We start from the raw sequence: 22,301 nt of genomic DNA, 5'->3' as shown, positions 1-22,301 counted from the left end.
AGCTTGGCCGATCAGGGGCGAGGGGCGAGGGTGGGTGGCCGTGGTTGCAGTGCCTCCCGAAGGATGCTGAAATCTGGCCCGGATCTGCCATATGGCCCCCGACCATTCCAGATTTGGATTGCAAATCGGCTGATTCAGCGCGGCGTATAGCTCCGCACCTGTCGGGATCGCCATGGCCAAACTTGTCTTCACTCGCCTGCAGGACCACCCGCGCGAGACCTACTTCGCGACGAGTGGATTGCTGATCGTTGGCCGGATCGATTGCATCTCGGCTGGCCCTGCTGCTGACGAACAGTGGATGTGGGGCATGCAACTCAACATCGGCGCAACGCCTTTCCGCCGAGGCGCGACTGTCGGATCCCGCAATGAGGCATCGGCCGCTCTGGCGATCGCCTGGAGCGATTGGAAGCTCTGGGCAGGGCTGCAAGATATCGAGGTCGCGGAGCCAGTGGCTCCTGCCGTGGAGGCGGCACCGTCTCTGGCAGGGCTACCGCATCTTTGACAGGAGATCCTGCCGCACGATGACGACGCGATCGCGGCTCACTGAGAGTTGCATTAAGGACTCGCGGTCATTTTAAGCGCAGGCCATGTACCGCCATTTCCTCCGGTACATTCTCGGCCGCCTCCTGGCGTGCGAGAAGGCGCCTGAAACCGACGGGTGGATAGTCGCAGGCGTCAGCGCCGACATTACACGACCGGCTGGTGTCCGGCAGGCAAGCATGCGCGTGGCCATAGAGGTGGCGGGTTTCTCGCCAGAACCCCGGCCAGGACCGGTGCGGATAGCGTGAGAGGAAGAACCGCCATGGCCGGCCCTCGGCATCCCGGACAGTGATGCGAGCGCTCTCCACGGGCGGATCGGCCCACGGAAGGTCGAGCACGCGGTTGCCACGCATGAGGCGCTTGATGCCGTTTAGGCGGGCGAACACGGCGGCACAATGCTCACGGCTGGCGCCGACTGCGAAGTCACCGAGGTGCCAGAACTCGTCAGATGCTCCAATGACCGCGTTCCAGCGATCGATCAGCGCCTCGTCATGCCCCTCGACGGAGCCGAAAGCATTCCGGCGCCGGTGCACGAGAGGCGCATCGCCAAAGTGCGTGTCGGCCGTGAAGAAGGTTGCCATGCGGCCTATGGGGCAGATGCGCTTACTGCGAGCAAAAGACGGTGGTGCCGTCGATTACGGAGATGGCATAGCCCTCGGGACCGTCGGCAAGTCGGCGTGATCACGCCCTACGTCCTTACGCAAGCGCGGCTTCGAAAAGCATTAAGCGCTCCTATATATAGCCGATCATATAGCCGATTCAGAAAGATCTAAACTACCACAATTTTGGTAATGGCTCTCGGAATGCAATCTTATAAGCCTAATTTGTTATTATTATTTACAAACAATCAAATGTATCATACGCAATCAATTTAGATTATGACATTTTATTCAGTTTCGCTATATGTGGACCGGGAAATCCACACGAGGGGGATTCGCAAATGGTTACAACTTATAATTCAAATATTCTTACAGACAGAGTCAACAGTTATCTTCGCGTCGGGGTAAGCTATTTTATTGAAGCTTACACCGACCCTGAAACTGGCGATTTTTACAGTGAAACTGAATGGAAATATCTATACATAGATGAGTTTGGAGCTATAATTAAGTCTGCTATGAGTTTTGATTATGAAAATGTTACGACAAATGAGATTTTTGATTTTGATACAAACGTTGGCGTCGCTAAGAACCAACTTACTTTTACGGCCTTTAATAGTTTTAGTTCCGAAGGATTTACACTGCAATGGAATATTTTTGATGGCGGATTAGAAACGACTGCGCAAGCTATCGTAGGAACGATGACAGCTGATATTGCTTTCGGCGGTTTTGGGGATGACGTCATTGGTACATCAGATGGTGACGACTGGATCGACGCAGGGGATGGCAAAGACGTCGTAAGTACGGGGCTAGGTGCGGATACCCTGGATGGTGGCGCCGGCGCTGATCTTCTCGTGGGAGGTGACGGCGACGATACTTACTTGATCGACAACGCAGGAGACCGCGTTTATGAAGACATCAACATGGGTACCGATCTGGTCATGTCATCGGTCTCATTCGATCTAGGAATTCAATATATTGAGAATCTTACATTGACCGGGGCGATCATTATTAATGGCACCGGCAACAGTCTCGATAATCGACTGATTGGAAATGTAACAGCGAATATTTTGAGCGGCCTTGATGGAAACGATACATTAAATGGTGGCGGAGGGTCCGACACTTTGGTCGGGGGCATCGGAGACGACACTTACATTATTGATGGCGGCGACACGATCGCCGAATCAGCAAACGGTGGCACGGATACGGTGCAAAGTTCAAGCACAACTATACTAAATGCCAACATTGAAAATCTCGTTCTAACCGGCAATTCCTCCATCAACGGCACCGGCAACGCTTTAGATAACACCATAACTGGAAATGCTAGCGCGAATATCCTAAACGGCGGATCTGGCGCCGACCTTTTGAGCGGTCAGTCTGGTAGCGATCTTTACTATGTAGACAACGTTAAAGATCAAGTATTGGAAGCCGGCGGAGATGGTACAGATCGAGTTCTCACCAGTGTCAACTATATTCTTACAGCTGGCCAAGAAATTGAGCGAATCGATACTACAAACGCGGCGGGCCTTGGGGCAATCAATTTAACAGGTAACGATTTTGCCAACATGCTCGTCGGTAACGCAGGGGCTAATGTCCTCAATGGTTTGGGCGGTGCTGATACGATGGCCGGGGGTACAGGGTCCGACACCTATTACGTGGACAATGCAGGTGATATCGCTATCGAAGCCAATGGAGCCACCGGTATTGATCTCGTTTATACTTCAATTTCTTATTCACTCGCGGCTTCGGAGCTAGAAAACCTCATTCTCACTGGAACCGCGGATCTGAATGGATTCGGCAATAGTCTTGCCAACATCGTCACGGGCAATAGCGGTGCCAATCTCCTAAACGGATATGGTGGCGCCGACACAATGATCGGTGGATCAGGTTCCGATACCTACTTCGTCGACAACGTCGGTGACCGCGCCGTCGAGGTCAATGGAGCAATTGGCACTGATCTCGTCAATTCATCCGTGTCATACTCTCTAGCTGGCTCAGAGCTAGAGAATCTGCAGCTCACTGGAACTGCAAACGTCAACGCAACCGGCAACTCAATCGCCAACATTCTTACTGGCAATGGTGGGGCCAACGTCCTGAACGGTAGCCTTGGCGCCGACACCATGTCCGGTGGGGCGGGGTCCGACACCTACTACGTCGACAACGTCGGCGACCGCGCCCTGGAGGCCAACGGGGCCCCGGGCACCGATCTCGTCTACGCCTCGGTGTCGTACTCCCTGGCCGGAGCGGAACTGGAGGCCCTGGTCCTCACCGGCGCCGGCAACCTGAACGGGACCGGCAATTCCATCACCAACACGCTGACCGGCAACGGCGGCGCCAACGTCCTCGACGGCCAGGGCGGCAACGACCTCCTGACCGGCGGTGCCGGGGCGGACACCTTCGTGTTCAGGACGGCGCTGGGNACCGGCAACGGCGGCGCCAACGTCCTCGACGGCCAGGGCGGCAACGACCTCCTGACCGGCGGTGCCGGGGCGGACACCTTCGTGTTCAGGACGGCGCTGGGCCCGACCAACCTCGACCGGATCACGGACTTCTCGGTCATCGACGACACGGTGCAACTCGCGCGCAGCGTCTTCACGGCGCTGGGAGCCGGTGCCCTGGCCGAGGCGGCGTTCAAGGACCTCTCAACCGCTGCTGTCGATACTAGCGACCGCATCCTTTACGACAAGGCGACGGGGGCCCTGTCCTACGACGCTGACGGCAGCGGATCGGCCTTGGTCGCGATGCAATTCGCTACCATCGACACCAAGGCCGCGCTTACTCACCTCGATTTCCTCGTGTTGTAGGCGCTATGGCTTCATTTGGAAGGCGCCTGGGCAGAAGTGTCCGGCACCTTGCATCTGGCGAATATGGACGATTAACCCCGCCGGCCTGTGATTAGACCAGGCGGCGGGGCAGTCTCTCGTCCCCTGCCTCAATGCCATGGTAACCGGCTAGCCACGGCGAGGGCGTGAACCGCATACTATCCCGAGCAGCCCCTCACAGCCGCTGGGCCTCATGTCAGCATCCCCAGCCCTCAAGATCGAACCTGACACCCCGCAGGCATAGAGAAGTGTCTTCATCGGGATGAAACCGGGTGTGGTTCCTTACCCCGGTATGACGTTCGCGATGTGGCAAGCGATACATCCCCCGGCACTGGGTTTCCTCGCCAAGCACGCCGATGATGCGGCGGACTCAATTAGACGACGGAACAATTTTTCGAGGCTCCCCCCTCTCACGGCATGATCCGGGTCGACTTTTGTGGTGCCATGGTGCTCAGCGGCGAGTTGGTCACGACTTTCAAGATCAACGCAATCGCCTTTGAGAAAGCAACATACCTTTGCAGCAATTTAGTTTGGCCGGATGGAGCCAAAGCGGTTTGGCCGATCAAGAGTTGAACTCCGCTGCGTTGCCGACCAACGCGACCGAATATATAATCACCACCATCCAATTTTTGTAGCTATTAGATTGTTGGGTTTTCTCGTTATGATCCAAAACGATAAGTATTAGTCATCCAAAACTTAATTCTGAAATAAACATTCATTTTGAGCAACAATTAAAGAGCTAACTTTATAATTTTTTCGTCGGGAAATCACCGCGATCCCACAAAAAACAAAATAACCTCCCATTAGCCAAATGGGAAGAATGGGGGCGGAAGATGGCAACTTATGTCGATACATCGGGCATCAATTACTACATCTTGAACGACTTAAACAGCAACTATGTATCAGGTCTGGAGGGTAATGATACAGTAATTGGAAACATTGGTACCGACCGCATCTATGGCGGCTCTGGCAACGACTTACTGTTGGGCGAAGGTGGGAATGATTCTTTATATGCGGGCGATGGGGACGACAATTTGAGTCCGTTTGAATCGTTTCGTGCTGTAGCAGGATCAATCCCCAAGCCTGAGTCAAATTATGTAGATGGTGGATATGGCTTTGATACAGTCAACAGTTTTGAGTCATATAGCAATTTATCCAATTATTCTTATAGCTCCCTAGTAGATTTTGAATTGCATATTTTCAATATTACATATGTAAACAAACAAACTCTTGAGACAACGTTAAATCGGTCAGCTATATACAATGTGGAAGGCGTTGTTGGTACTGCTTACTCGGACATAATCAAGGGCGATTCGCACCGTAATGTTTTCTCACATGGAGCGTTCGTCGGCTCCACAGGTTCGGAAATCGTCGATGTCTACGATGGCCGTGGTGGGGCGGACCGCTACATCGCGGCGACGTTCCTGCCTTCGGGTTATGCCCCGCTTCCCACCGGAACTGCACCTGCCGGTGTCCAGGCCTCTTTCGAGATCGGGTACGGAGCCCGCGCTACGCAACTCGCCGCCATCTTCAATTTGCCGGCTGGGCAGTTAAAGCCCGACGACGGCGTCGCACTGTATATGGTCTGGAACGATGCGAACCAGAACGGCACCTTCGACTCGGGCGAGCTGCGCGAGGAACTTAACATCCTTACCGGCATCGAGGAGTATCAAGGCACAACCCTCGACGACAAGATCGCGGGGTCGGGCAGAGACGAGGTTTTCGTCAGCAGCCTCGGTAAGAATAGTATCGATGGCGGCGCCGGGCGTGATTTCGTTGATTACAGCGGGCTTGGAGCAGCACTGTTCCAAAATGGGCAATATCTTTCTATTGGACTAGCGACCTTTGACGGCATGCAATCCGGCGCACGCATGTTGAAAGCGGATGGTACGGCTGTTGTGGCGCCCTTATTCCAGGATACTTACGCTGGATTCACGATCGAAGGGGTGATTGGCTCGGAGTTCGCCGACGAGATCACGGTGTTTTCGTCGAGTTATGGCAATTCCCCTACTCCAGGAGCTAACACATACAACTACACTGTTTTCGCCAATGGCGGCAACGACGTCGTTCAAGGAAGCCTTGGCAATGACGTTCTCGATGGGGGTGCGGGAGACGACATCCTCGTGGGCGACACCTATTCGCCGGATGATGTCCTAGGCGATGTCTACTATCGGACAGTGGCCCGCGACATCCTCGTCGGCGGCGAGGGCAGGGATGTCCTGGACGGCAACGTAGGTTTCGACATCGCCTCCTACCGGGATGCCAAAACCTCGATCTCTGCCGACCTTCTACGCGGCGAGGGCAATGCGCCGGTCATCGACGGCGTAATCATCACCACAGCCGAGTCGATCGGCGATGTCCTCATCGATATCGAAGGCGTGGTGGGTTCGGCTTTCGACGACGTCATCCGCGGCGGCGAGGGAGCCAACGTCATTGAGGGTCGCGACGGCAGCGACCGGTTGATCGGTTGCGACGGTGCCGATGTGATCTGGGGCGAGGCGGACCCGAATTCGACGGTCCGCTTGGGAACGGGCGATCTGAAGCCGACCGCCGACACCAACCCCGACGTTTGCTGCGATCCGAGCAAGCCCGTCCAACCTCAGAACGCGGGGGCGACCTACGACGACCGTCTGGAAGGCGGCTGCGGCAACGACACCCTCTACGGCCAAGCTGGCCACGACGACCTTTTCGGCAACGAGGATGATGACCGCCTCGATGGCGGCGATGGGCAGGACTGTCTGGTGGGGGGCCTCGGCAATGATACCCTCGCTGGCGGCCGTGACACCGATGTCCTCGAAGGCGGTGATGGCAATGACAAACTCGACGGTGGCGCCGGGTTCGATCTGATCCTCGGGGGCGCAGGAACTGATACGGCGGACTACAGTGCATCTGGAACCGGCGTCACGATTTCCCTCGAACGCTGGTGGGAAAACCGCGGCGGCGACGCATCGTCAGACTATATCCAGTCGTTTCTCGAACTGATGACGCCGGCGGAAGGATGTTCGGTTGAAGCCGTCGCCAGCGCAGCCTTCCTGAGCCTGATCGGGAGCCTCGGCACCGACAACGCGACGACGTCAGCCTATACCTATCAATTGCCGGACGTCATCCTCGGCGTCGAATCGGTGAAAGGTTCCGCTTTCGCCGATCTCATCACCGGTGACGCCGGCGCCAACACGCTCGATGGCGCGGCTGGCGCGGACACCCTGAAGGGTGGCGGAGGCGCTGACACCTACTATGTCAATGACGTCGGTGATCAGGTGTTTGAAACGGCGGGTGGCGGCACTGATCGCGTCGTGATCAACATCAGCTACACGCTCGCAATGGGCCAGGAAATCGAGAGACTCGAGACCACGAGTGAAGCGGGTACGAGCGCCCTCAATCTTACCGGCAATGACTTTGCCAACACCTTGGTCGGCAATGCTGGAAGCAATGTCCTCAATGGCGGGGCAGGTGCCGACTTTCTCGTCGGCCGGGGCGGTGCGGATACCTATTACATCGACAATGCCGGCGACCGAGTGTCGGAGGCGGTCGGAGGTGGTAGTGATCGAGTCCTGACCAGCATCAATTATACACTCGCAGCAGGCCAAGAAATCGAACGGCTTGAAACAACGAGTGAAACCGGCACGGGGGCGATCAACCTTTCCGGCAACGAGTTCGCCAACACACTGATCGGCAACGCGGGGGCGAATGTCCTTAACGGCGGAGCCGGCGCCGATCTGCTTTATGGTCGGTCAGGCGCAGACGTGTACTACGTAGACAACGCGGGCGATCAGGTGTTTGAGACGGCCGGCGGAGGTAGCGACTGGGTTCTAACGAATGTCAGTTACACCCTGGCCGCGGGCCAGGAGATCGAACGAATCGACACGACGAGCCAGGTTGGAACAGGCGCAATCAATCTCACCGGCAACGTCTTTGCCAACACGGTCGTGGGCAATGCCGGCTCCAACGTTCTCAATGGCGGGGGCGGCGCTGACCTGCTCTACGGCCGCGGTGGAGCCGACACCTTCGTGTTCAACACGGCGTTGGGCGGCGGCAACATCGATCGGATTACTGATTATTCGGTGCCAGACGACGCGATCCAATTAGCCAGAAGCGTCTTCACGACGCTCGGCGCCGGAGCCCTGGCAGAGACCGCCTTCAAGGATCTCTCCACCGGCGCGGCAGATGCGAGCGATCGTATCCTCTACAATAAGGCAACTGGTGGGTTGTCCTACGATGCCGACGGCAGCGGCACGGCCTCCGCCGCCCTCCAATTCGCGATCATCGACACCAAGGCCGCGCTTACTCACCTCGATTTCCTCGTGGTGTGACGTAGGCCAGGGTCGTCAGGATGTTGCGATGAGATCCGACGGCTAAGCCCGTGCCGTCGGCATTTCGGCCACGTGCGTCGTGTAACGTGGGCTGCGCATCTCGAATTTCGTCGACACTGGGGGTTCGGTTGTCGAGATCAGCTCCGTTCGTTACAGCGCCTCCATGCCTAACCTCGACAGCCTGCTCGAACGCCTCAAGGCGCGCCAACGCGACCTCATCATGGAAGCGGCGCTATCTGATAGCCTTCCTGCCGACAGCACCCTTCGACGGATCTCGGAACTTGAGAACGCGATCGCTGCCGTCGAGGCCGTGGCGGATGAAGAGGCGGCGAAGGCCTACTCTGCATGATGCAGCGCCCGCATGTCGCTTCGGTCTGGGCATCATCTCGAACCCTGAGGCGAAGCTGGCGTCGAAGCGAGCACCCGTCGTTCCCGTCCGAGGCATCATGATCCAAAAGCATCTTCCTTCCAACGCGACCCTCGCCGACGTCTTTAGGGATCTGGCCGAACCAGAGGAGTATCTACGCCGCCTCCTCGGCAACATGCGTTTCTGCCAAAAGCATCACGGCGCCGCCTTCGTGCGGATCGGCGTCAGCGGCAAGGGAACGAAGGGGTTCGCCCCCTCATATCGCGTGGACTACCCGGCTGCGGACGGTAGCCTTGTGGCGTTCAACGGCTTCGGCGGCACCTCGCACAGCGCCTTCACGCCAACCAACACGCTGGAGACTAATTGGAGCCATGATCATCTCGCCATTCGCGAGGTCCAGGCGCTCTACGACGACGTGAAAAAGGACGAGACGCTCAGGGCGCGCTGGGCGAAGGATTGAGGCCCCGCGCTTCCGCGGACGCCCTGTTTAGAAAGTGACCGTCTCGAAAAGCCGTCAGGTGGAGACAACGAGCATCTGATCAGCGCACTGGCTTCGCAGCAGCGCAAAGGCGACGCGACGAAAAACGATGGGTTCTATGATCTCGGCAATGCGCCTGCGCAGCCGGAAGCGGCGACATGAAGGCACCGGCCTCTTACAGCGCTGCTGATAGCGTGAACGGTATGCTTCTGGACCTCAGGTCCGGTCGGAATGCTCAGCTTCCGATCCGGTCGTTCATCTGAACGAGGCGCATCAGGACAGCTTCGAACCTCGGATCTTTTTCGACGCCATCGAGTACGACTGCTGTCGCGATCAAATCGCGCTGCATGTCGGCTTCCAGGAGCGGCCACGCTAAGATTACGGCCGCGCCTAGCTGAGCCAAAGCCACATTGTCCTGTTCGCCGTGTGTATCAATGAGAGCGCGCTCTTCCTCAGCCATGCAAGCCTCCTGCTAGGCGCAGAGCCTACGCCAGCGTGAAGGATCGCGACTAGCGCAAACTTCCAAAGTTAAGTACCGTTTTGCTCAACGTAGTGTCCAGCAAAAAGCTCCTTATACAAGTCTTCTATGTCAAGGACTTCATTTTCATTAAGTTTTCGAAATTCGTTTTCCCGCGCTCTCCTGCTAAGCTTTCCATGATTTTGTCGAAGGAATCGTAGAAGCAGATCAATAGTCCGCTCTCCCATATCCACGATATCGGTTACATCCCGGTGGAATGCATCCCTGTTTTCCAAAAACATAAGCTCTTCGGGAAGATTTTTTTCGACCGATTTTTGAACACATCCAAATAAGTACTCTGAACATAAGGTCGCGTCGAAATATCTATAGTAGTCAACGCTATCCGATATTACATCTACGTTTCCGCTTTCTGTTGGCCTCCATTCAATACATTCGAGCAATGGCCTAGTTGTGCTTTCGAGAACATCCTTATAGCGAGCGATGTCGTCGTAGATTACACTTGATATAGGAAAAACGATTTCACGGGGAGTGTAATTGAATTGAGCCAAGACATGGTGCATCAAAAACCTGTGAATTCTGCCATTTCCATCTTCGAAGGGGTGAATAAATACAAATCCAAAAGCAATACATGCGGCTGCAAGCACAGGATGGAAATGCATTCTCCTTGCATATATATCAAATATTTCTAACCCTTCAAGCAGATCTTCCAAATCTTCTGCTTTGGCGCTCAGGTGCTCTGGCTCTGGCTGACTAAATGTATCATGCCTGCCGATGAAGCCTCCTTCCTCCCGCAATCCTATGTGTACAAACCTGTCGTCACCTATAAGCTCCCTCTGAAGGTTGACGAGCCTCTTCTTGTCTAGCTCTATTTGACCCGCTTTGCTTATAACCGCTCCCCACCTAGCAACCCTATCATTTGGTGGGTTTTCTCCTTCAATCGCAAATGAAGCCTTTGAGTCTGCTAGGAGCAAAAACGCTGCCGCTCGTGCTATCAAATCCTTTGGTGCATTTTCGACAATTTTTTTTGCTTTGGTAGATAGCCCGAGTGATATGAATTTCTCGATCCGCTTCGTTTTAAAGACCATGGGGCAAAAACTTGGCCCTCCAGGAAGATTATCTTTAACTCTAAACCTTTTAATAGACATAGGAATTGTAGCTGCATATTGTTGAGTCGTATCAACTGCGTCTACATAGCCACCTGCGGTTACGTCCGGTACTTGCAGCCTGTCGTCCATTAGAAACTCGTAGAAAAAGCAAAGTCTCCGTAAATATGAGCTTGTTCTTTTCGCTAATGCAGCCTTCTCTAGTTCTGTTTTGTCAAATCTGGAAAAAATGTGCTTAAGCGTTAAGAGTTGAATGCCTTCGTATTTAAGCGCAAATATTAAATTGTCTATTGTATCCGGCCCTGGATACATTGAATTTGGATATATAAACCACCCATCCTCTTTCCGCCGCGTGTTCTTTGTAGAAATGGCTGACATTTCATGGTGTAAAGGGACTTTTAGGTCATATTTATCTATGAGGGCGGCATAGCCAGCCAGCCTTGCAGCTATCGGCAAGTAGCGTCCTCGAAATTCCGTCACTGAAGCCACTGCTACGGCGCGAGCCGGGGAGGGAGCGTCGGACATGGGCGTCAAAAACCTTCACATCGCGTGGATTTTCGTCACATCAGGCAGCGTGTCGACTTTTTTCGTAACACAGCCCCACGGATCAAAAAAGCGCGCGTTGGTAAGGAAACATGTCGCCAAGGGGCATTTTTAAGGGAAACTAATTGCGCCTGGCATCCCCGCTGATGCGTCGTTCCCCGGCGTTCTGCTCGATTAAGATGACGCCAGAGCGGCTTCAAGAGCGATCAGTGACCTGCTGGCGCATCCTCGGTGAGTGATCCGATGCCGTCCTGGGCGACGGCACGCTCGAAAGCCTCATAGGCGTCCAAATCGCTCTCGAACGTCTCATCCCAGACGATGTGGCTGCGATCGATGCCCACGACCTCCAGCGTCCATTCATCCTTGGTCCCGGCGAACCGGTAGATGTGAACAGTCACCGTTTGGCCGTCGCGGGTGATCGCGCCGCCAAGGGGCGAATGCTCGATCTTCGGATCCGGAATGGCCATGGGAGTGCTCCTTAAATCTCACCGCCTGCATCTTGCTGCTTCCTCAGGCGCACGCCAGCGCCGCCGCCGTTCGGGGGGATGAACTCCACGCCGGCCGCTTCAAGGGCTGAGAGGATTTTGTCTCGCGTGTCGGAGTAGCCACCAAGGTCGCCCTCGCCGGTTTCCAGCCGGGCGATGGTCGGCTTTGAGACAGCAGACCGCTCAGCCAGATCACCTTGTGACCAGCCCAGGAGTGCGCGGGCTGCCTTGACCTGTCTAATCGATGCCATGCCAACCTGATATTTTTGATATTGACTTTGGATCGCTATAACCTGATATAGAAGTTATCAGGTTCGGCGCTGAAGAGCAACGCGGCCGAGGCCTGACTCCTGCGCGAAAGCGCAGCACTACGCACATCCCGATCACCTTCAGCCCCGGAGACCACCGGTTATGGCATCGCCCTCGCTCGCTCTGAATTCCTTATTACCCCTCGCCGGCGCTCTGCCGCCCTTATTACCCACCGGGTCCGGCCGGCAGCCTGGCCCTGTCACCGACGCAATCCGCGCCATGCGTCGCGAGGAACCGCCCTTACCACTGGAATGGCTGGCCGACTTGGCCGCCGGCCGAGCGGCACTCCAGAACCTCCGCAAAAGGATTGCAGATCGGGTCGAGCATGACCTTGCGATCCTTGACGCTCTAGATGGGGACGCAGACTGCGAGGATGAGAACGAGCACGGCTGCGACATCAACGACGAGCCGCACGACCCGGAGGAGGACAGCGGGGCGGATGATGCCGGCGCCGTTTCCTATCCCGCTCAGTTCAGCGGCTACAACTATTGCCCCGTGAGTGCCCGATGAGCCGCCCCGCATCCCGCCGGGGCTTCCTCTCCGGTCTCGCCACCCTCCCGCTGATCGGCGGCAGCGTGGCTCTCATCGGTGCGCCGAGTGCCGTTGCTGCGCCTGTCACCGACGATCTCCTCGACAGCTACGATGCGTGGCTGGAGTACGAGCGCCGGTGGCTCCAATGGGAGCGTCACGGCAACTCCGACCTCGGCTATCGATTGTCGAAGCCCTTCGCCAGCGAGATCGCCGGCTTCGACCAGTTCGACATGATCCCGATGGCCAACGGCGGCGTTCGCTTTCACGGACGGACGGAGCCGCCCGCCTCGACTCGTGCCGCGCTCGTGCTCAGCACGGTCGGGTGCTATTGGAGGGTGCGGTGATGGCGCAGCAACCCACGACCGAAACCGTCTGGTCTGCCCTCAGTGACATAGAGGACGACGTCGCGAACGTGAAGCGGTGGTCTCAAGTCCTCTACGCGATGGGGGCCAGCAGTTCGTCCTACGACCCCGAAGCGCTGTCAGTGATTGCCGGCGCCGTGGACGCTCTAGCCGAGAGGCTCCAGGCGCGGTGGGATCATGCCATGGGACTCGCCAGGGGCCAGCGCTAGCGATCTGGGCCCGGCTGCTCGCGCGGTTGAATGGGTCCAGCCTTTGGACAATCAGCCGAGCTTGGCCGGGCCTCATTCTCGCAAGCTGAGGATAAGCGTCGTCAGCACCACCGACCCGGCGATGATCAGGGACAGTACGATCTGATCGGTCGGGTCGTCTGAAAAGGCATGGGCCACCGCTGGCCCAATCAGGGCGCACCCAGCTCCGGCGATGGTCGCGGCCGTCCGTGGCGTCATCGGGTCACCCCGCCTCATACCGATCTCGTGTCATGCACGGGCACTTTCAAGCCTACGGTTTCAGTGCCAGCCACTCAGAAAATCAAATTGATGCTTTACAAGGATCGTAGAACATCATAGCATCGTTGTGACGTTTTGGAGATGGGTCGTGAAAGCATTGCAGATTGAGAACTGGGCTTTTGCCCGCAGTGATGCGGCGACTCTGGTCGGCATGACGAGCGGTCAGATCGGCAACTACCTCACGCGGTACGACCTCTTCCCGGCTCGCCCGAAGGGCAAGGGCTACCACGTCAGTTTCAAGCTCGCCGACCTGCTGAAGCTCTGCGCGGTCAAGGCGCTCATTGAGATGGGCTTCACCACGGAATTGGCTGCCGAGGTCCTGCGGGGAAGCCGCGGGCCGTACAGCGCCATGATCAACGACGGTTTCGGCGACAGGCAGGAGCCCCTGTTCACCTACCCAGGCACCCTCTTCTTCTCCCGCAATCGGGATGGAGGGTTCGTCGAGGTCGACAGCGCCGACACCACGGTGAGCATTCAGATTCGCTGCTGGCCCCTCTTCGATGAGCTCTGGCCCCGGATGCGCGAGCAGATCGAGCAAGAGGGCGCCTCGGATCGCCCGCCTTACCCCGGCAACGTCACCGAGGGCATCGCCGCCTTCGAGAAGCACATCGCCGACCTTCGCGCTCTGCGCTGGAACGAGGAGGCCTGAACCGTGGGTCGTAGCCAGGTCATCACCCAAGCCAAGATCTCTCGGGCCGTGAAGGGTGCCCAGGCTGCCGGCTTCAAAGTCGGCCGCGTCGAGATCGAGGGCGGAAAGATTGTGCTCTACTCCGGCGAGGAGGCCCGTTCCGAGCCCGCGACCCTGCTCGATGGATGGAAGGCGAAGCGTGATGCGCGTTAGGCTGAAAGGGCTCAACTCCAAGACGAAGGCGCTCGCTGACGGCACCAAGCGGACCTACTGGTACGCCTGGAAAGGCGGGCCACGCATCGAGGGCTTGCCGGGGACCCCGGAGTTCATGGCGAGCTACAATGCCGCCGTGAGTGCGAAAGCCCAGCCGGCGCGGGGCGTGATCCTCTCGATCACCCAGGGCTATCAGGCGAGCGACGCCTTCCGGTCTCGGAGCGATATCACCCGCAAGGACTACATCCGGCACATCAAGGCGATCGAGGCCGAGTTTGGGGACTTCCCCCTGGGCGCCCTCACCGATCGGCGGACGCGTGGCGAGTTCATGGCCTGGCGCGATCGTCTCGCCCTCCGCTCGCGCCGGCAAGCGGACTACGCCTGGAGCGTTCTTGCGCGGATCCTGTCCTGGGCGCTCGACCGCGGGCTGATCCTGGTGAATCCCTGCGAGAAGGGCGGCCGGCTCTATCGCGCGACGCGGACGGACAAGGTCTGGACCGATGCCGACGAGGCGGCGTTCCTCGCCTCAGCGCCCCCTCACCTGCATCTGCCACTGGTCCTGGCCCTATGGACCGGTCAGCGCCAAGGCGACCTCCTGAGGCTTTCCTGGAGTGCCTATGACGGGAAGACGATCCGTCTGAAGCAGGGAAAGACCGGTGCCCGTGTCGTGATCCCGGTCAGCAGCTTGCTCAAGCTGGCCCTGGATGCCGTCCCACGCCGCAGCCCGGTGATCCTGCTCAACTCGGAGCATCGGCCGTGGACCAGCGACGGTTTCCGTTCTTCGTGGGGGAAGGCCTGCAAGGCGTGTGGCATCTCCGGCCTGACCTTCCACGATCTGCGCGGAACGGCGGTGAGCCGCTTGGCGCTCGCTGGATGTTCTGAGGCTGAGATCGCGACGCTGACCGGACACTCGCTGAACGACGTGCGGTCGATCCTGGATGCTCACTACCTGAACCGCGATCCGGCACTCGCCATCGCGGCCATCAGAAAGCTCGAAACGAGAACAGCTTTTCCCGACCAGGTGCCCGACCGGGCCTAGCTGTTCTTGGACCGAAGTGGAAAAAGCGTAGTTAAATCAGTGGCTGGGGGACGAGGATTCGAACCTCGACTAGAGGAGTCAGAGTCCACTGTTCTACCGTTAAACTATCCCCCATCACGCCCGGCGATCCTGGATGTGGACACCCTTGGAAACGCACCGTGGCCTGACGTTCTCCCGGCCGAGCCGCGAGAGACGCCCCATTAGGGCACCTTTCGCGCAGGGTCAACCGCAAGGTTACGGGTCAGGTCAGCAGCTTGTCCAGCGTGATCGGGATCTCGCGCACCCGCACCCCGGTGGCGTGCCAGACCGCGTTGGCGATGGCGCCGGCTGTGCCGGTGATGCCGAGCTCGCCCACGCCCTTGATGCCGAGCGGGTTCACGTGCGGATCGTGCTCCTCCACCAGGATCGTCTCGATCGACGGCAGGTCGGCGCTCACCGGCACGTGGTAGTCGGCGAGGTTGGCGTTCACGATCCGGCCCGAGCGCCGGTCGTGGGCGGCGTGCTCGTGCAGCGCCAGGGAGAGGCCCCAGATCATGCCGCCCTCGTACTGGCTGCGCACGAGGCGCGGGTTGACGATGCGGCCGGCCGCGAAGGCCCCCACCAGCCGCGTCACCCGCACCTGCCCGAGGTCGGGGTCGACCTTCACCTCGGCATAGACCGCCCCATGCGCATGCATCGCATAGGTCTTTCGCGAGGCGGGCTCGCCCGCACCCTGGCCCTTGGCCGCCACGGACGGTTTTCCGGCGCGCGCCAGGATGTCGCCGAAACGCTCGGAGCGGGCCGGGTCGTCGCGGCGGGCGAGGCGGCCCTCGCTCGCGGTCACGCCGGCATTGCCGGCCCCGTAGAGCGGCGAGGCCGGGTCCGTGGTGGCGAGATCGGCGAGTTGCGCGATCACGGCCTGCGCCGCGGCGTGGACCGCGGTGCCCGAGGTGGCGGTGCCGGTGGAGCCGCCGGCCAGGCCGCCGTTGGGTAGGTCCGAATCGCCGATGCGCAGGGTGACCCGGTCGAGGGACAGGCCGAGGCCGTCGGCGGCGATCTGGGCGAGCACCGTCCAGGCCCCCTGCCCCATGTCCTGGGCCGCGGTCTCGATCAGCGCGGTGCCGTCGGCCCGGATCGTGGCGCGGGCCTCTCCCTGCATCATGCCGGCGGGATAGGTCGCGGTGCCCATGCCCCAGCCGACCAGGAGCCCGTCGGTGTCGCGCATCGCCCGCGGCGCCCGCGGGCGGCGGTCCCAGCCGAAGCGCTCGGCCCCTTGCGCGTAGCACGCGCGCAGGGCCTTCGAGGAGAACGGGCGCCCGGTAATGGGCTCGACCTCGGCGTAGTTCTTCAGGCGCAAATCGAGGGGGTCGATGTCGAGGGCCAGCGCTAGTTCGTCCAGCGCGCTCTCCACCGCGACGCTGCCCGAGGCCTCGCCGGGCGCGCGCATGAAGATCGGGGTGCCGATGTCGGCGCGCGAGCCCTCGTGCGTCGTCGAGATCGCCGGCGAGGCGTAGAGATGGCGCGCCACGAGCCCCGAGGCCTCGAAGAAGTCGTCGTAGGCGCTGGTCTGGCTCAGGGTGTGGTGGCCCAGCGCCGTCAGGGCGCCGTCGCGGGTGGCCCCCAGGGTGAGCGTCTGCCGGGTCGGCGAGCGGTGGCCGACCGGGCCGAACATCTGCTCGCGCCGGGTCACGAGCTTGACCGGCCTGCCCGTCAGCTTCGCCGCCATGATCCCGAGGATCTGCGGCGGGCTGAGAAAGCCCTTCGAGCCGAAGCCGCCGCCGAGATAATGGCAGACGACGCGGATGTTCTCCGGCGGGATGCCGAAGAAGCCGGCGAGCCGGGCCTTGGCGATCCAGAGCGCCTGGCTCGGGGTGTGGAGGGTGAGCCGATCGCCGTCCCACTCGGCCACGCTGCAATGGGGCTCGAGGGGATTGTGGTACTGCCCGGCCGTCTCGTAGGTGGCGGTGACGCGGGCGTCCGCCGCGGCCAGACCGGCCTCCATGTCGCCCGTCCCGTCCGAGGTCGGCGAGCCGGCCCCGACGCTGTCGGGGGTGAAGATTCCGCCCTCCCCCAGCCCGATCGTCGGGGCCTCGCTCTCGTAGCCGGGGCTGAGCAGGGCGGCACCTTCGGTGGCCGCCTCCAGGGTCGTGGCGACCACCACCGCGATCGGCTGGCCGGCGTAGCGGACCGTGTGGTCCTGCAGCAGGTTGAGGCGGAAGGCGAAGGGATTGTCCTTCTCGTCCGGCGACTTGGCCAGCGGCGGCGCGTTGTCGGGCGTCATCACCGCGATCACGCCGGGGTGGGCCTCGGCCGCCGCCAGGTCGAGGTGGGTGACGCGGCCCTTGGCGATGGTGCTCGTGGCCATCACCGCATGGACGAGCCCGTCGGGCCGGATGTCGGCGCTGTAGCGGGCCGCCCCCGTCACCTTGTCGGGGCCGTCGCGCCGGGTGAGCGGCAGGCCGATGGAGGAACCGTGGCGTTGGCGCTCAGGCATGGTGGGACGCTCCGGCGGTGGGGCTGGTGGCGAAGGGGCTGGCAGGAAGCGCGGGCATGCGCCCCGGCGTTCCGGCCGCCGCGAGGGTGAGCGCGCGCACGACGATGCGCCGGGCCAGTTCGATCTTGAAGGCGTTGTCGCCCGAGGGCGTGGCCCCGGCCAGCGCCGCCCGCGCCGCCTCGGCGAACACCTCGGGGCTCGGTGCGCGGCCGGCCAGCAGGGCCTCGGCCTCCCGGGCGCGCCAGGGCCTGAGGGCGACGCTGCCCAGGGCGATGCGGCCGTCCGCGATCGTGCCGCCCTCCAGGCGCAGGCCCACCGCCGCCGAGACCACGGCGAAGGCGTAGGAGGTGCGCTCGCGGACCTTGAGGTAGCGCGAATGGCCTGCGAAGCCGGCGGCCTCGGGCGGCAGCCGGATCGCGGTGACCACCTCGCCCGCGCGAAGCGCGGTCTCGCGCTCGGGCGTGTCGCCGGGCAGGAGGTGGAAGACGTCGAAGGGCACCTCGCGGCGGCCTGTCGGCCCCTCGATCTCCACCACCGCGTCGAGGGCGGCCAGCGGAACGCAGAAGTCGGAGGGGTGGGTGGCGATGCAGTGCTCGCTCCAGCCCAGCACCGCATGGGTGCGGGTGATGCCGCCCCGCGCCTCGCAGCCCGCCCCCGGCGAACGCTTGTTGCAGGCGCTGGCGGGGTCGTAGAAATAGCCGCAGCGGGTGCGCTGCAGGACGTTGCCGGCCGTGGTGGCCGCGTTGCGCAGCTGCGCCGAGGCCCCCGACAGCAGGGCCTCGACCACCGCCGGATAGCGCCCGGCAAAGCCGGCGTCGCGGGTGAGCGCGCCGTTGCGGACCAGGGCCCCGATGCGGGTGGCCCCGTCCGGCAGGGTCTCGATCCGGTCGAGGCCGGGCAGGCGGGTGAGGTCGACGAGGCGGTCAGGCCGCGTCAGCCCGCCCTTCATCAGGTCGACGAGGTTGGTGCCGCCGGCGAGATAGGCGGCGCCCGGGGCGGAGGCGGCCGCCACCGCCTCGGCGAGGGAGCCCGCGCGGACGTAATCGAAGCTCTTCACGCCGCGTCCTCCGTCAGGTTGCCGCCGGGCAGCACGTCCGGTGCGTGCATCGCTGCATGGGTCATGGCCGCGTGGGCCTGCAGCACCGCCTGGGTGATGCCGGCGTAGGCGCCGCAGCGGCAGAGGTTGCCGCTCATGCCCTCGCGCACCCGCTCGGGGTCCGCCGGCCCGCCCTCCTCCGCGAGCCCGCCCTCGCCGATCAGCGCCACCGCGCTCAGGATCTGGCCCGGGGTGCAGAAGCCGCACTGGAAGCCGTCGTTGTCGAGGAAGGCGGCCTGGACCGGGTGCAGCACGTCGCCATCGGCCAACCCCTCGATGGTGAGAAGGCTGGCGCCGTCGTGGCTCACGGCCAGCGCCAGGCAGGCGTTGATGCGCGTCCCGTCCACCAGGATGGTGCAGGCGCCGCACTGGCCGCGGTCGCAGCCCTTCTTGGCGCCGGTGAGGTCGAGGCGCTCGCGCAACAGGTCGAGCAGCGTCACCCGCGCGTCCTCGAGGACGATCTCGCGGCGGACGCCGTTCACGGTCAGCGTGATCGGTATGCTCATGATGGACAGACCCATGATGGGCGTGCAGAGGACCGGCCACGACCGGGCCGGCTTCCACAGCGGATGTCTGGAACCGCTCCAGATAGCCTTGCCGCGCCGGCCGACCAGGGGCGGCGACCGTTGCCGTCGCGACCTTTGCAGTCGCGACCTTTGCAGTCGAATGGGACCTGCGCATGAGACGGATCCTCGTCATCGGCATCGGCACCGGCAACCCGGAGCACCTCACGGTCGAGGCGGTGCGGGCGCTCAACACCGTCGACGTGGTGTTCGTCCTCGACAAGGGCGGCGACAAGGACGCCCTCGTGCGCCTGCGCCGGGAGATCTGCGCGCGCTACATCACCGGGCGGCCCTACCGCATCGTCGAGGCGTCTGACCCCGAGCGCGACCGCAACCCGGCCGACTACGGCGCCACCGTCGAGGCCTGGCATGCCGCCCGCGCCGCGCTCTATGAGACGATGTTCGCCCGCGAACTCGGGGAGGACCAGTGCGGCGCCATCCTCGTCTGGGGTGATCCCTCGCTCTACGACAGCACGATCCGGATCATCGACCGGATCGTGGCGCGCGGGCGCATCGCCTTCGGGTTCCGGGTGATCCCCGGCATCACCAGCGTACAGGCGCTCTGCGCCGGGCACCGCATCCCGCTCAACCGCATCGGCGCGCCGGTGCGGATCACGACGGGGCGGCGGCTGAGCCGGGGGCTGCCTCGGGATGACGAATCGGTGGCGGTGATGCTCGACGGCAATCCGGCGCTCTCCGCCCTCGATCCCGACCTCGAGATCCACTGGGGCGCCTACCTCGGCTCGCCGGACGAGATCCTGGTCTCGGGGCGCCTGGGCGAGGTCGCCGACACCATCGCACGGGTGCGCGCCGAGGCGCGGGCCCGCCACGGCTGGATCATGGACACCTACCTGCTGCGCCGGCCGGACTCCGAGTCCTGATCGGCCGCCGCACGATCCCCACGGCCATCCCCGTCCCGGCGAACGACCGGGCCGCCCGCCTGGGGGTGTTTGCAGCCACCGGCCGGCTCGCGGCGACCTGAGCCGGCGGTTCAGGCCAGCATGCGGCGGGCGGCGGGGCTGATCCAGTCCCAGCCGGCGCCGCTCGCGGTGAGGCAGGCGAGGCCCTGCGCCTCGGCCAGGGCCCTGCCGTGTTCGGGGCCCAGCACCATCACGGCGGTCGCCCAGGCGTCGGCCATGAGGCAGGAGGCATGCAGCACCGTGGCGGCCGTCAGGCCCGTCTCGAGGGGCCGGCCGGTGCGCCCGTCGAGGGTATGGCCGATCCGGCGCCCGCCGAGGTCGCGGGCGCGCCGGTGGTCGCCCGAGGTGGCGATGGCGAGGTCGTGCAGGGCGGCGACGGTCTCGGTCGTGCCGGCCGGCGCTTCCAGGGCCACCCACCAGGGTTGCCGGTCGGGCTTGAGCCCGCGCCCGCGCAACTCGCCGCCGATCTCCACGAGGTGGTGGGCGAAGCCCCGGGCCGCGAGCAGGTCCGAGATCGCGTCGACGGCGTGGCCCTTGGCGCTGCCGGAGAGGTCGAGCCGGAGTCCGCCGGGCTGAAGCGCGCTGCGGTTCTCCCCATCCAGGGCGAGACGGCGCCAGCCGCAGCGGGCGCGCGCGGCCGCGATGACGGCCTCGTCCGGCGGCTGCGCGACGGGACCCGGCGGCCCAAAACCCCAGAGGTCGACGAGGGCGCCCAGGGTCGGGTCGTGGGCGCCCCGGCTCGCCCGTGCCACGGCGCAGGCGGCCTCCAGCACCCGGAACAGGTCGTCGGGCAGCACGTGCCGGCTGCCGGCGGGCGCCCGGTTGAATTTGCAGAGGGCGGATTCCGGCTCCCAATGGCTCAGCTGCGCCACGAGCCGGGCGAGTTCGACCACGACCGCGTCCCTCACCGCCGCGCCCTCGCCGGGGCGGCGCGTCACCACGCTCACCGACCAGGTCGTGCCCATGATGCGGCCGCCGACCCGCTCCACCGGCCCTGCGGGGAACGCATCCGGGCCGATCGGCGCGAGGATTTCGGGGATCAGCAGGCGGCGCATCGGTCGCTTTGGTATGTCGGTGGCCTTCGACCGTGACGGGGCGAGGGCGTCCGCGTCACGGGCGGCGATTCCCAGGTTCCTATTGCGGCAGCACCTCGAAGGTCGCGGCGTAGACGGACCGCCGCCGGGCGCCTTCGATGCCGGACTTGTCGTCCTGCGCCTCGGCGCCGAACCAGTACTGGCCGGCCTGCGCCCAGGTGACGGAGACGACGCCGTCAGGGCCGGAGGTGAGTTTCTGTTCCTCCGACTTGTCGCGGTAGCGGCTGCCGCCGCGCACCACCTCCACGGCGATCCCCGGGGCCGGCGCCCCGTCGAGGAGCACCGTGAAGCGGGCGGTCTCGCCGGCGGTGAGGTTGTTGGGATGGGTGTCGAAGCGCAATTCCAGGCCCTTACCGGCCGGGGCGAAGGCGGTGGCGTCGGGCTTGCCCAGCGTCACGAAGGTCTCGGTGCGCTGCACCACCCGCGTCACCTTCACGTCCTGCGCCCCGGCGGGAAGGGCCTGCTTCAGGGCCTCGGCCTTGCCGCGCCAGCGCTTCTGGGCGCCGTCCAGCTTATAGCTCGCGGTGACGCCGTCGTTGACGATGGCCGCCCGGTAGCTGCCGGGTTTCGTCAGGTGGATGTCGAAGGTGCTGCGGAACTTGCCCGTGGCGGCGTTCTCGTGGGCGAGCGCGGTGCCCTCGGGGCCGGTGACGGCAAGGCCCTCGAGGCGCATCGGCACGTGCTCGAACACGAACAGGTCGTTGGACACCGCGGCGTCGAAGGTGACCCAGGCGTCGCCCCCCGAGAGCACCGTCGAGGAGGGCAGCATCCAGACCCGGTGGGCTGAGGCCGGGAGGACGAGGGCGAGGCTCAGGACGGCGGCGAGGGACAGGGCGCGCATGGGA

Annotated in this window: 21 protein-coding genes, 1 tRNA gene and 1 pseudogene; 11 read left to right on the top strand and 12 right to left on the bottom strand. The window is 62.3% G+C overall.

Translation table 11 applies throughout. The features are described 5' to 3' along the window. Positions 1 to 172: 172 nt before the first annotated feature. Positions 173 to 502, top strand: coding sequence for a hypothetical protein (locus ASF39_RS21465; protein ID WP_156648524.1), 330 nt, complete (start codon positions 173 to 175; stop codon positions 500 to 502). 67 nt (positions 503 to 569) lie between these two features. Here the strand turns inward: ASF39_RS21465 and ASF39_RS20745 are convergent, their stop codons facing one another. Next, positions 570 to 1,121, bottom strand: a complete 552-nt coding sequence (locus ASF39_RS20745) for a metallophosphoesterase (protein ID WP_082494610.1) — start codon at positions 1,119 to 1,121, stop codon at positions 570 to 572. A 2,435-nt stretch (positions 1,122 to 3,556) separates the two neighbouring features. Here ASF39_RS20745 and ASF39_RS22120 point away from each other — a divergent pair. From ASF39_RS22120 to ASF39_RS15990, 4 genes and pseudogenes are all read left to right on the top strand, one after another. After that, positions 3,557 to 3,940, top strand: a pseudogene (locus tag ASF39_RS22120) (calcium-binding protein); the annotation flags it as partial. Between the two features lie 851 nt (positions 3,941 to 4,791). Next, positions 4,792 to 8,268 (top strand): hypothetical protein, encoded by a 3,477-nt coding sequence (locus tag ASF39_RS21455; protein WP_156648522.1) that lies wholly within the window; start codon positions 4,792 to 4,794, stop codon positions 8,266 to 8,268. Between the two features lie 163 nt (positions 8,269 to 8,431). Beyond that, a complete protein-coding gene (locus ASF39_RS15995) occupies positions 8,432 to 8,617 on the top strand; it encodes a hypothetical protein (protein WP_056285688.1) in 186 nt (61 codons plus the stop codon). A gap of 97 nt (positions 8,618 to 8,714) precedes the next feature. Beyond that, a complete protein-coding gene (locus tag ASF39_RS15990) occupies positions 8,715 to 9,095 on the top strand; it encodes a hypothetical protein (protein WP_056285686.1) in 381 nt (126 codons plus the stop codon). A 253-nt stretch (positions 9,096 to 9,348) separates the two neighbouring features. Here the strand turns inward: ASF39_RS15990 and ASF39_RS15985 are convergent, their stop codons facing one another. The 4 genes from ASF39_RS15985 to ASF39_RS20725 form a co-directional block, all read right to left on the bottom strand. Continuing rightward, positions 9,349 to 9,573 (bottom strand): hypothetical protein, encoded by a 225-nt coding sequence (locus tag ASF39_RS15985; RefSeq protein WP_056285683.1) that lies wholly within the window; start codon positions 9,571 to 9,573, stop codon positions 9,349 to 9,351. A 68-nt stretch (positions 9,574 to 9,641) separates the two neighbouring features. Next, positions 9,642 to 11,219 (bottom strand): Fic family protein, encoded by a 1,578-nt coding sequence (locus ASF39_RS20730; RefSeq protein ID WP_156648521.1) that lies wholly within the window; start codon positions 11,217 to 11,219, stop codon positions 9,642 to 9,644. Between the two features lie 224 nt (positions 11,220 to 11,443). After that, positions 11,444 to 11,704, bottom strand: a complete 261-nt coding sequence (locus ASF39_RS15980; RefSeq protein WP_056285673.1) for a hypothetical protein — start codon at positions 11,702 to 11,704, stop codon at positions 11,444 to 11,446. 11 nt (positions 11,705 to 11,715) lie between these two features. Then, positions 11,716 to 11,973, bottom strand: a complete 258-nt coding sequence (locus tag ASF39_RS20725; protein ID WP_082494607.1) for a helix-turn-helix domain-containing protein — start codon at positions 11,971 to 11,973, stop codon at positions 11,716 to 11,718. A 277-nt stretch (positions 11,974 to 12,250) separates the two neighbouring features. Here ASF39_RS20725 and ASF39_RS15975 point away from each other — a divergent pair, with 277 nt between their 5' ends. Next, positions 12,251 to 12,541, top strand: a complete 291-nt coding sequence (locus ASF39_RS15975; protein ID WP_056285671.1) for a hypothetical protein — start codon at positions 12,251 to 12,253, stop codon at positions 12,539 to 12,541. Beyond that, positions 12,538 to 12,906, top strand: a complete 369-nt coding sequence (locus tag ASF39_RS15970) for a hypothetical protein (protein WP_056285668.1) — start codon at positions 12,538 to 12,540, stop codon at positions 12,904 to 12,906. Before ASF39_RS15975 ends, ASF39_RS15970 begins: the two co-directional genes overlap by 4 nt. Positions 12,907 to 13,205: 299 nt before the next feature. Here ASF39_RS15970 and ASF39_RS22115 read toward each other — a convergent pair whose 3' ends face one another. After that, positions 13,206 to 13,370 carry a hypothetical protein gene (locus tag ASF39_RS22115; protein ID WP_210168678.1) on the bottom strand — a complete coding sequence of 55 codons (165 nt, stop codon included), beginning with the start codon at positions 13,368 to 13,370 and terminating at the stop codon, positions 13,206 to 13,208. 148 nt (positions 13,371 to 13,518) lie between these two features. Here ASF39_RS22115 and ASF39_RS15955 point away from each other — a divergent pair, with 148 nt between their 5' ends. The 3 genes from ASF39_RS15955 to ASF39_RS15945 are packed head-to-tail and all read left to right on the top strand — an operon-like array spanning position 13,519 to position 15,310. Beyond that, entirely contained in the window at positions 13,519 to 14,079 is a 561-nt protein-coding gene (locus ASF39_RS15955) for a MerR family transcriptional regulator (protein WP_156648519.1), read from the top strand. Between the two features lie 3 nt (positions 14,080 to 14,082). Beyond that, a complete protein-coding gene (locus ASF39_RS15950; RefSeq protein ID WP_056285658.1) occupies positions 14,083 to 14,271 on the top strand; it encodes a hypothetical protein in 189 nt (62 codons plus the stop codon). After that, a complete protein-coding gene (locus ASF39_RS15945; protein WP_056285652.1) occupies positions 14,261 to 15,310 on the top strand; it encodes a tyrosine-type recombinase/integrase in 1,050 nt (349 codons plus the stop codon). Before ASF39_RS15950 ends, ASF39_RS15945 begins: the two co-directional genes overlap by 11 nt. Positions 15,311 to 15,350: 40 nt before the next feature. Here the strand turns inward: ASF39_RS15945 and ASF39_RS15940 are convergent. The 4 genes from ASF39_RS15940 to ASF39_RS15925 form a co-directional block, all read right to left on the bottom strand. Beyond that, positions 15,351 to 15,424: transfer RNA gene (locus tag ASF39_RS15940), tRNA-Gln, on the bottom strand. Between the two features lie 127 nt (positions 15,425 to 15,551). After that, positions 15,552 to 17,783, bottom strand: a complete 2,232-nt coding sequence (locus ASF39_RS15935) for a xanthine dehydrogenase family protein molybdopterin-binding subunit (protein ID WP_056285646.1) — start codon at positions 17,781 to 17,783, stop codon at positions 15,552 to 15,554. Next, entirely contained in the window at positions 17,776 to 18,840 is a 1,065-nt protein-coding gene (locus tag ASF39_RS15930; RefSeq protein WP_056285644.1) for a xanthine dehydrogenase family protein subunit M, read from the bottom strand. The genes ASF39_RS15935 and ASF39_RS15930 overlap by 8 nt, the downstream gene beginning before the upstream one ends. Continuing rightward, positions 18,837 to 19,385 (bottom strand): 2Fe-2S iron-sulfur cluster-binding protein, encoded by a 549-nt coding sequence (locus ASF39_RS15925; RefSeq protein WP_056285808.1) that lies wholly within the window; start codon positions 19,383 to 19,385, stop codon positions 18,837 to 18,839. The genes ASF39_RS15930 and ASF39_RS15925 overlap by 4 nt, the downstream gene beginning before the upstream one ends. 173 nt (positions 19,386 to 19,558) lie before the next feature. Here ASF39_RS15925 and cobF point away from each other — a divergent pair, with 173 nt between their 5' ends. Next, complete coding sequence (cobF, locus tag ASF39_RS15920; RefSeq protein WP_056285640.1) at positions 19,559 to 20,323, top strand: precorrin-6A synthase (deacetylating); 765 nt, start codon at positions 19,559 to 19,561, stop codon at positions 20,321 to 20,323. A 110-nt stretch (positions 20,324 to 20,433) separates the two neighbouring features. Here cobF and ASF39_RS15915 read toward each other — a convergent pair whose 3' ends face one another. Together ASF39_RS15915 and ASF39_RS15910 are read right to left on the bottom strand one after the other, a co-directional pair. Next, positions 20,434 to 21,417: an FAD:protein FMN transferase gene (locus ASF39_RS15915; protein WP_056285639.1), complete on the bottom strand. Its 984-nt coding sequence runs from the start codon at positions 21,415 to 21,417 to the stop codon at positions 20,434 to 20,436. A 79-nt stretch (positions 21,418 to 21,496) separates the two neighbouring features. Next, a complete protein-coding gene (locus ASF39_RS15910; protein WP_055882592.1) occupies positions 21,497 to 22,297 on the bottom strand; it encodes a DUF4198 domain-containing protein in 801 nt (266 codons plus the stop codon). Positions 22,298 to 22,301 lie beyond the last annotated feature (4 nt).

Source organism: Methylobacterium sp. Leaf108, from assembly GCF_001423265.1.
Taxonomy (GTDB): domain Bacteria; phylum Pseudomonadota; class Alphaproteobacteria; order Rhizobiales; family Beijerinckiaceae; genus Methylobacterium.
This window is presented reverse-complemented; position numbering and strand designations above follow the sequence as displayed.

What these genes read in the sequence shown, in the direction of transcription:
- ASF39_RS15985 (WP_056285683.1), bottom strand. Translation starts at nt 9,573, where the DNA reads ATGGCTGAGGAAGAGCGCGCTCTCATTGATACACACGGCGAACAGGAC.
- ASF39_RS20745 (WP_082494610.1), bottom strand. Translation starts at nt 1,121, where the DNA reads ATGGCAACCTTCTTCACGGCCGACACGCACTTTGGCGATGCGCCTCTC.
- cobF (WP_056285640.1), top strand. Translation starts at nt 19,559, where the DNA reads ATGAGACGGATCCTCGTCATCGGCATCGGCACCGGCAACCCGGAGCAC.
- ASF39_RS15925 (WP_056285808.1), bottom strand. Translation starts at nt 19,385, where the DNA reads ATGAGCATACCGATCACGCTGACCGTGAACGGCGTCCGCCGCGAGATC.
- ASF39_RS15975 (WP_056285671.1), top strand. Translation starts at nt 12,251, where the DNA reads ATGCGTCGCGAGGAACCGCCCTTACCACTGGAATGGCTGGCCGACTTG.
- ASF39_RS15910 (WP_055882592.1), bottom strand. Translation starts at nt 22,297, where the DNA reads ATGCGCGCCCTGTCCCTCGCCGCCGTCCTGAGCCTCGCCCTCGTCCTC.
- ASF39_RS20725 (WP_082494607.1), bottom strand. Translation starts at nt 11,973, where the DNA reads ATGGCATCGATTAGACAGGTCAAGGCAGCCCGCGCACTCCTGGGCTGG.
- ASF39_RS15990 (WP_056285686.1), top strand. Translation starts at nt 8,715, where the DNA reads ATGATCCAAAAGCATCTTCCTTCCAACGCGACCCTCGCCGACGTCTTT.
- ASF39_RS15945 (WP_056285652.1), top strand. Translation starts at nt 14,261, where the DNA reads ATGCGCGTTAGGCTGAAAGGGCTCAACTCCAAGACGAAGGCGCTCGCT.
- ASF39_RS15980 (WP_056285673.1), bottom strand. Translation starts at nt 11,704, where the DNA reads ATGGCCATTCCGGATCCGAAGATCGAGCATTCGCCCCTTGGCGGCGCG.
- ASF39_RS21465 (WP_156648524.1), top strand. Translation starts at nt 173, where the DNA reads ATGGCCAAACTTGTCTTCACTCGCCTGCAGGACCACCCGCGCGAGACC.
- ASF39_RS15995 (WP_056285688.1), top strand. Translation starts at nt 8,432, where the DNA reads ATGCCTAACCTCGACAGCCTGCTCGAACGCCTCAAGGCGCGCCAACGC.
- ASF39_RS15915 (WP_056285639.1), bottom strand. Translation starts at nt 21,417, where the DNA reads ATGCGCCGCCTGCTGATCCCCGAAATCCTCGCGCCGATCGGCCCGGAT.
- ASF39_RS21455 (WP_156648522.1), top strand. Translation starts at nt 4,792, where the DNA reads ATGGCAACTTATGTCGATACATCGGGCATCAATTACTACATCTTGAAC.
- ASF39_RS22115 (WP_210168678.1), bottom strand. Translation starts at nt 13,370, where the DNA reads ATGACGCCACGGACGGCCGCGACCATCGCCGGAGCTGGGTGCGCCCTG.
- ASF39_RS15935 (WP_056285646.1), bottom strand. Translation starts at nt 17,783, where the DNA reads ATGCCTGAGCGCCAACGCCACGGTTCCTCCATCGGCCTGCCGCTCACC.
- ASF39_RS15970 (WP_056285668.1), top strand. Translation starts at nt 12,538, where the DNA reads ATGAGCCGCCCCGCATCCCGCCGGGGCTTCCTCTCCGGTCTCGCCACC.
- ASF39_RS20730 (WP_156648521.1), bottom strand. Translation starts at nt 11,219, where the DNA reads ATGTCCGACGCTCCCTCCCCGGCTCGCGCCGTAGCAGTGGCTTCAGTG.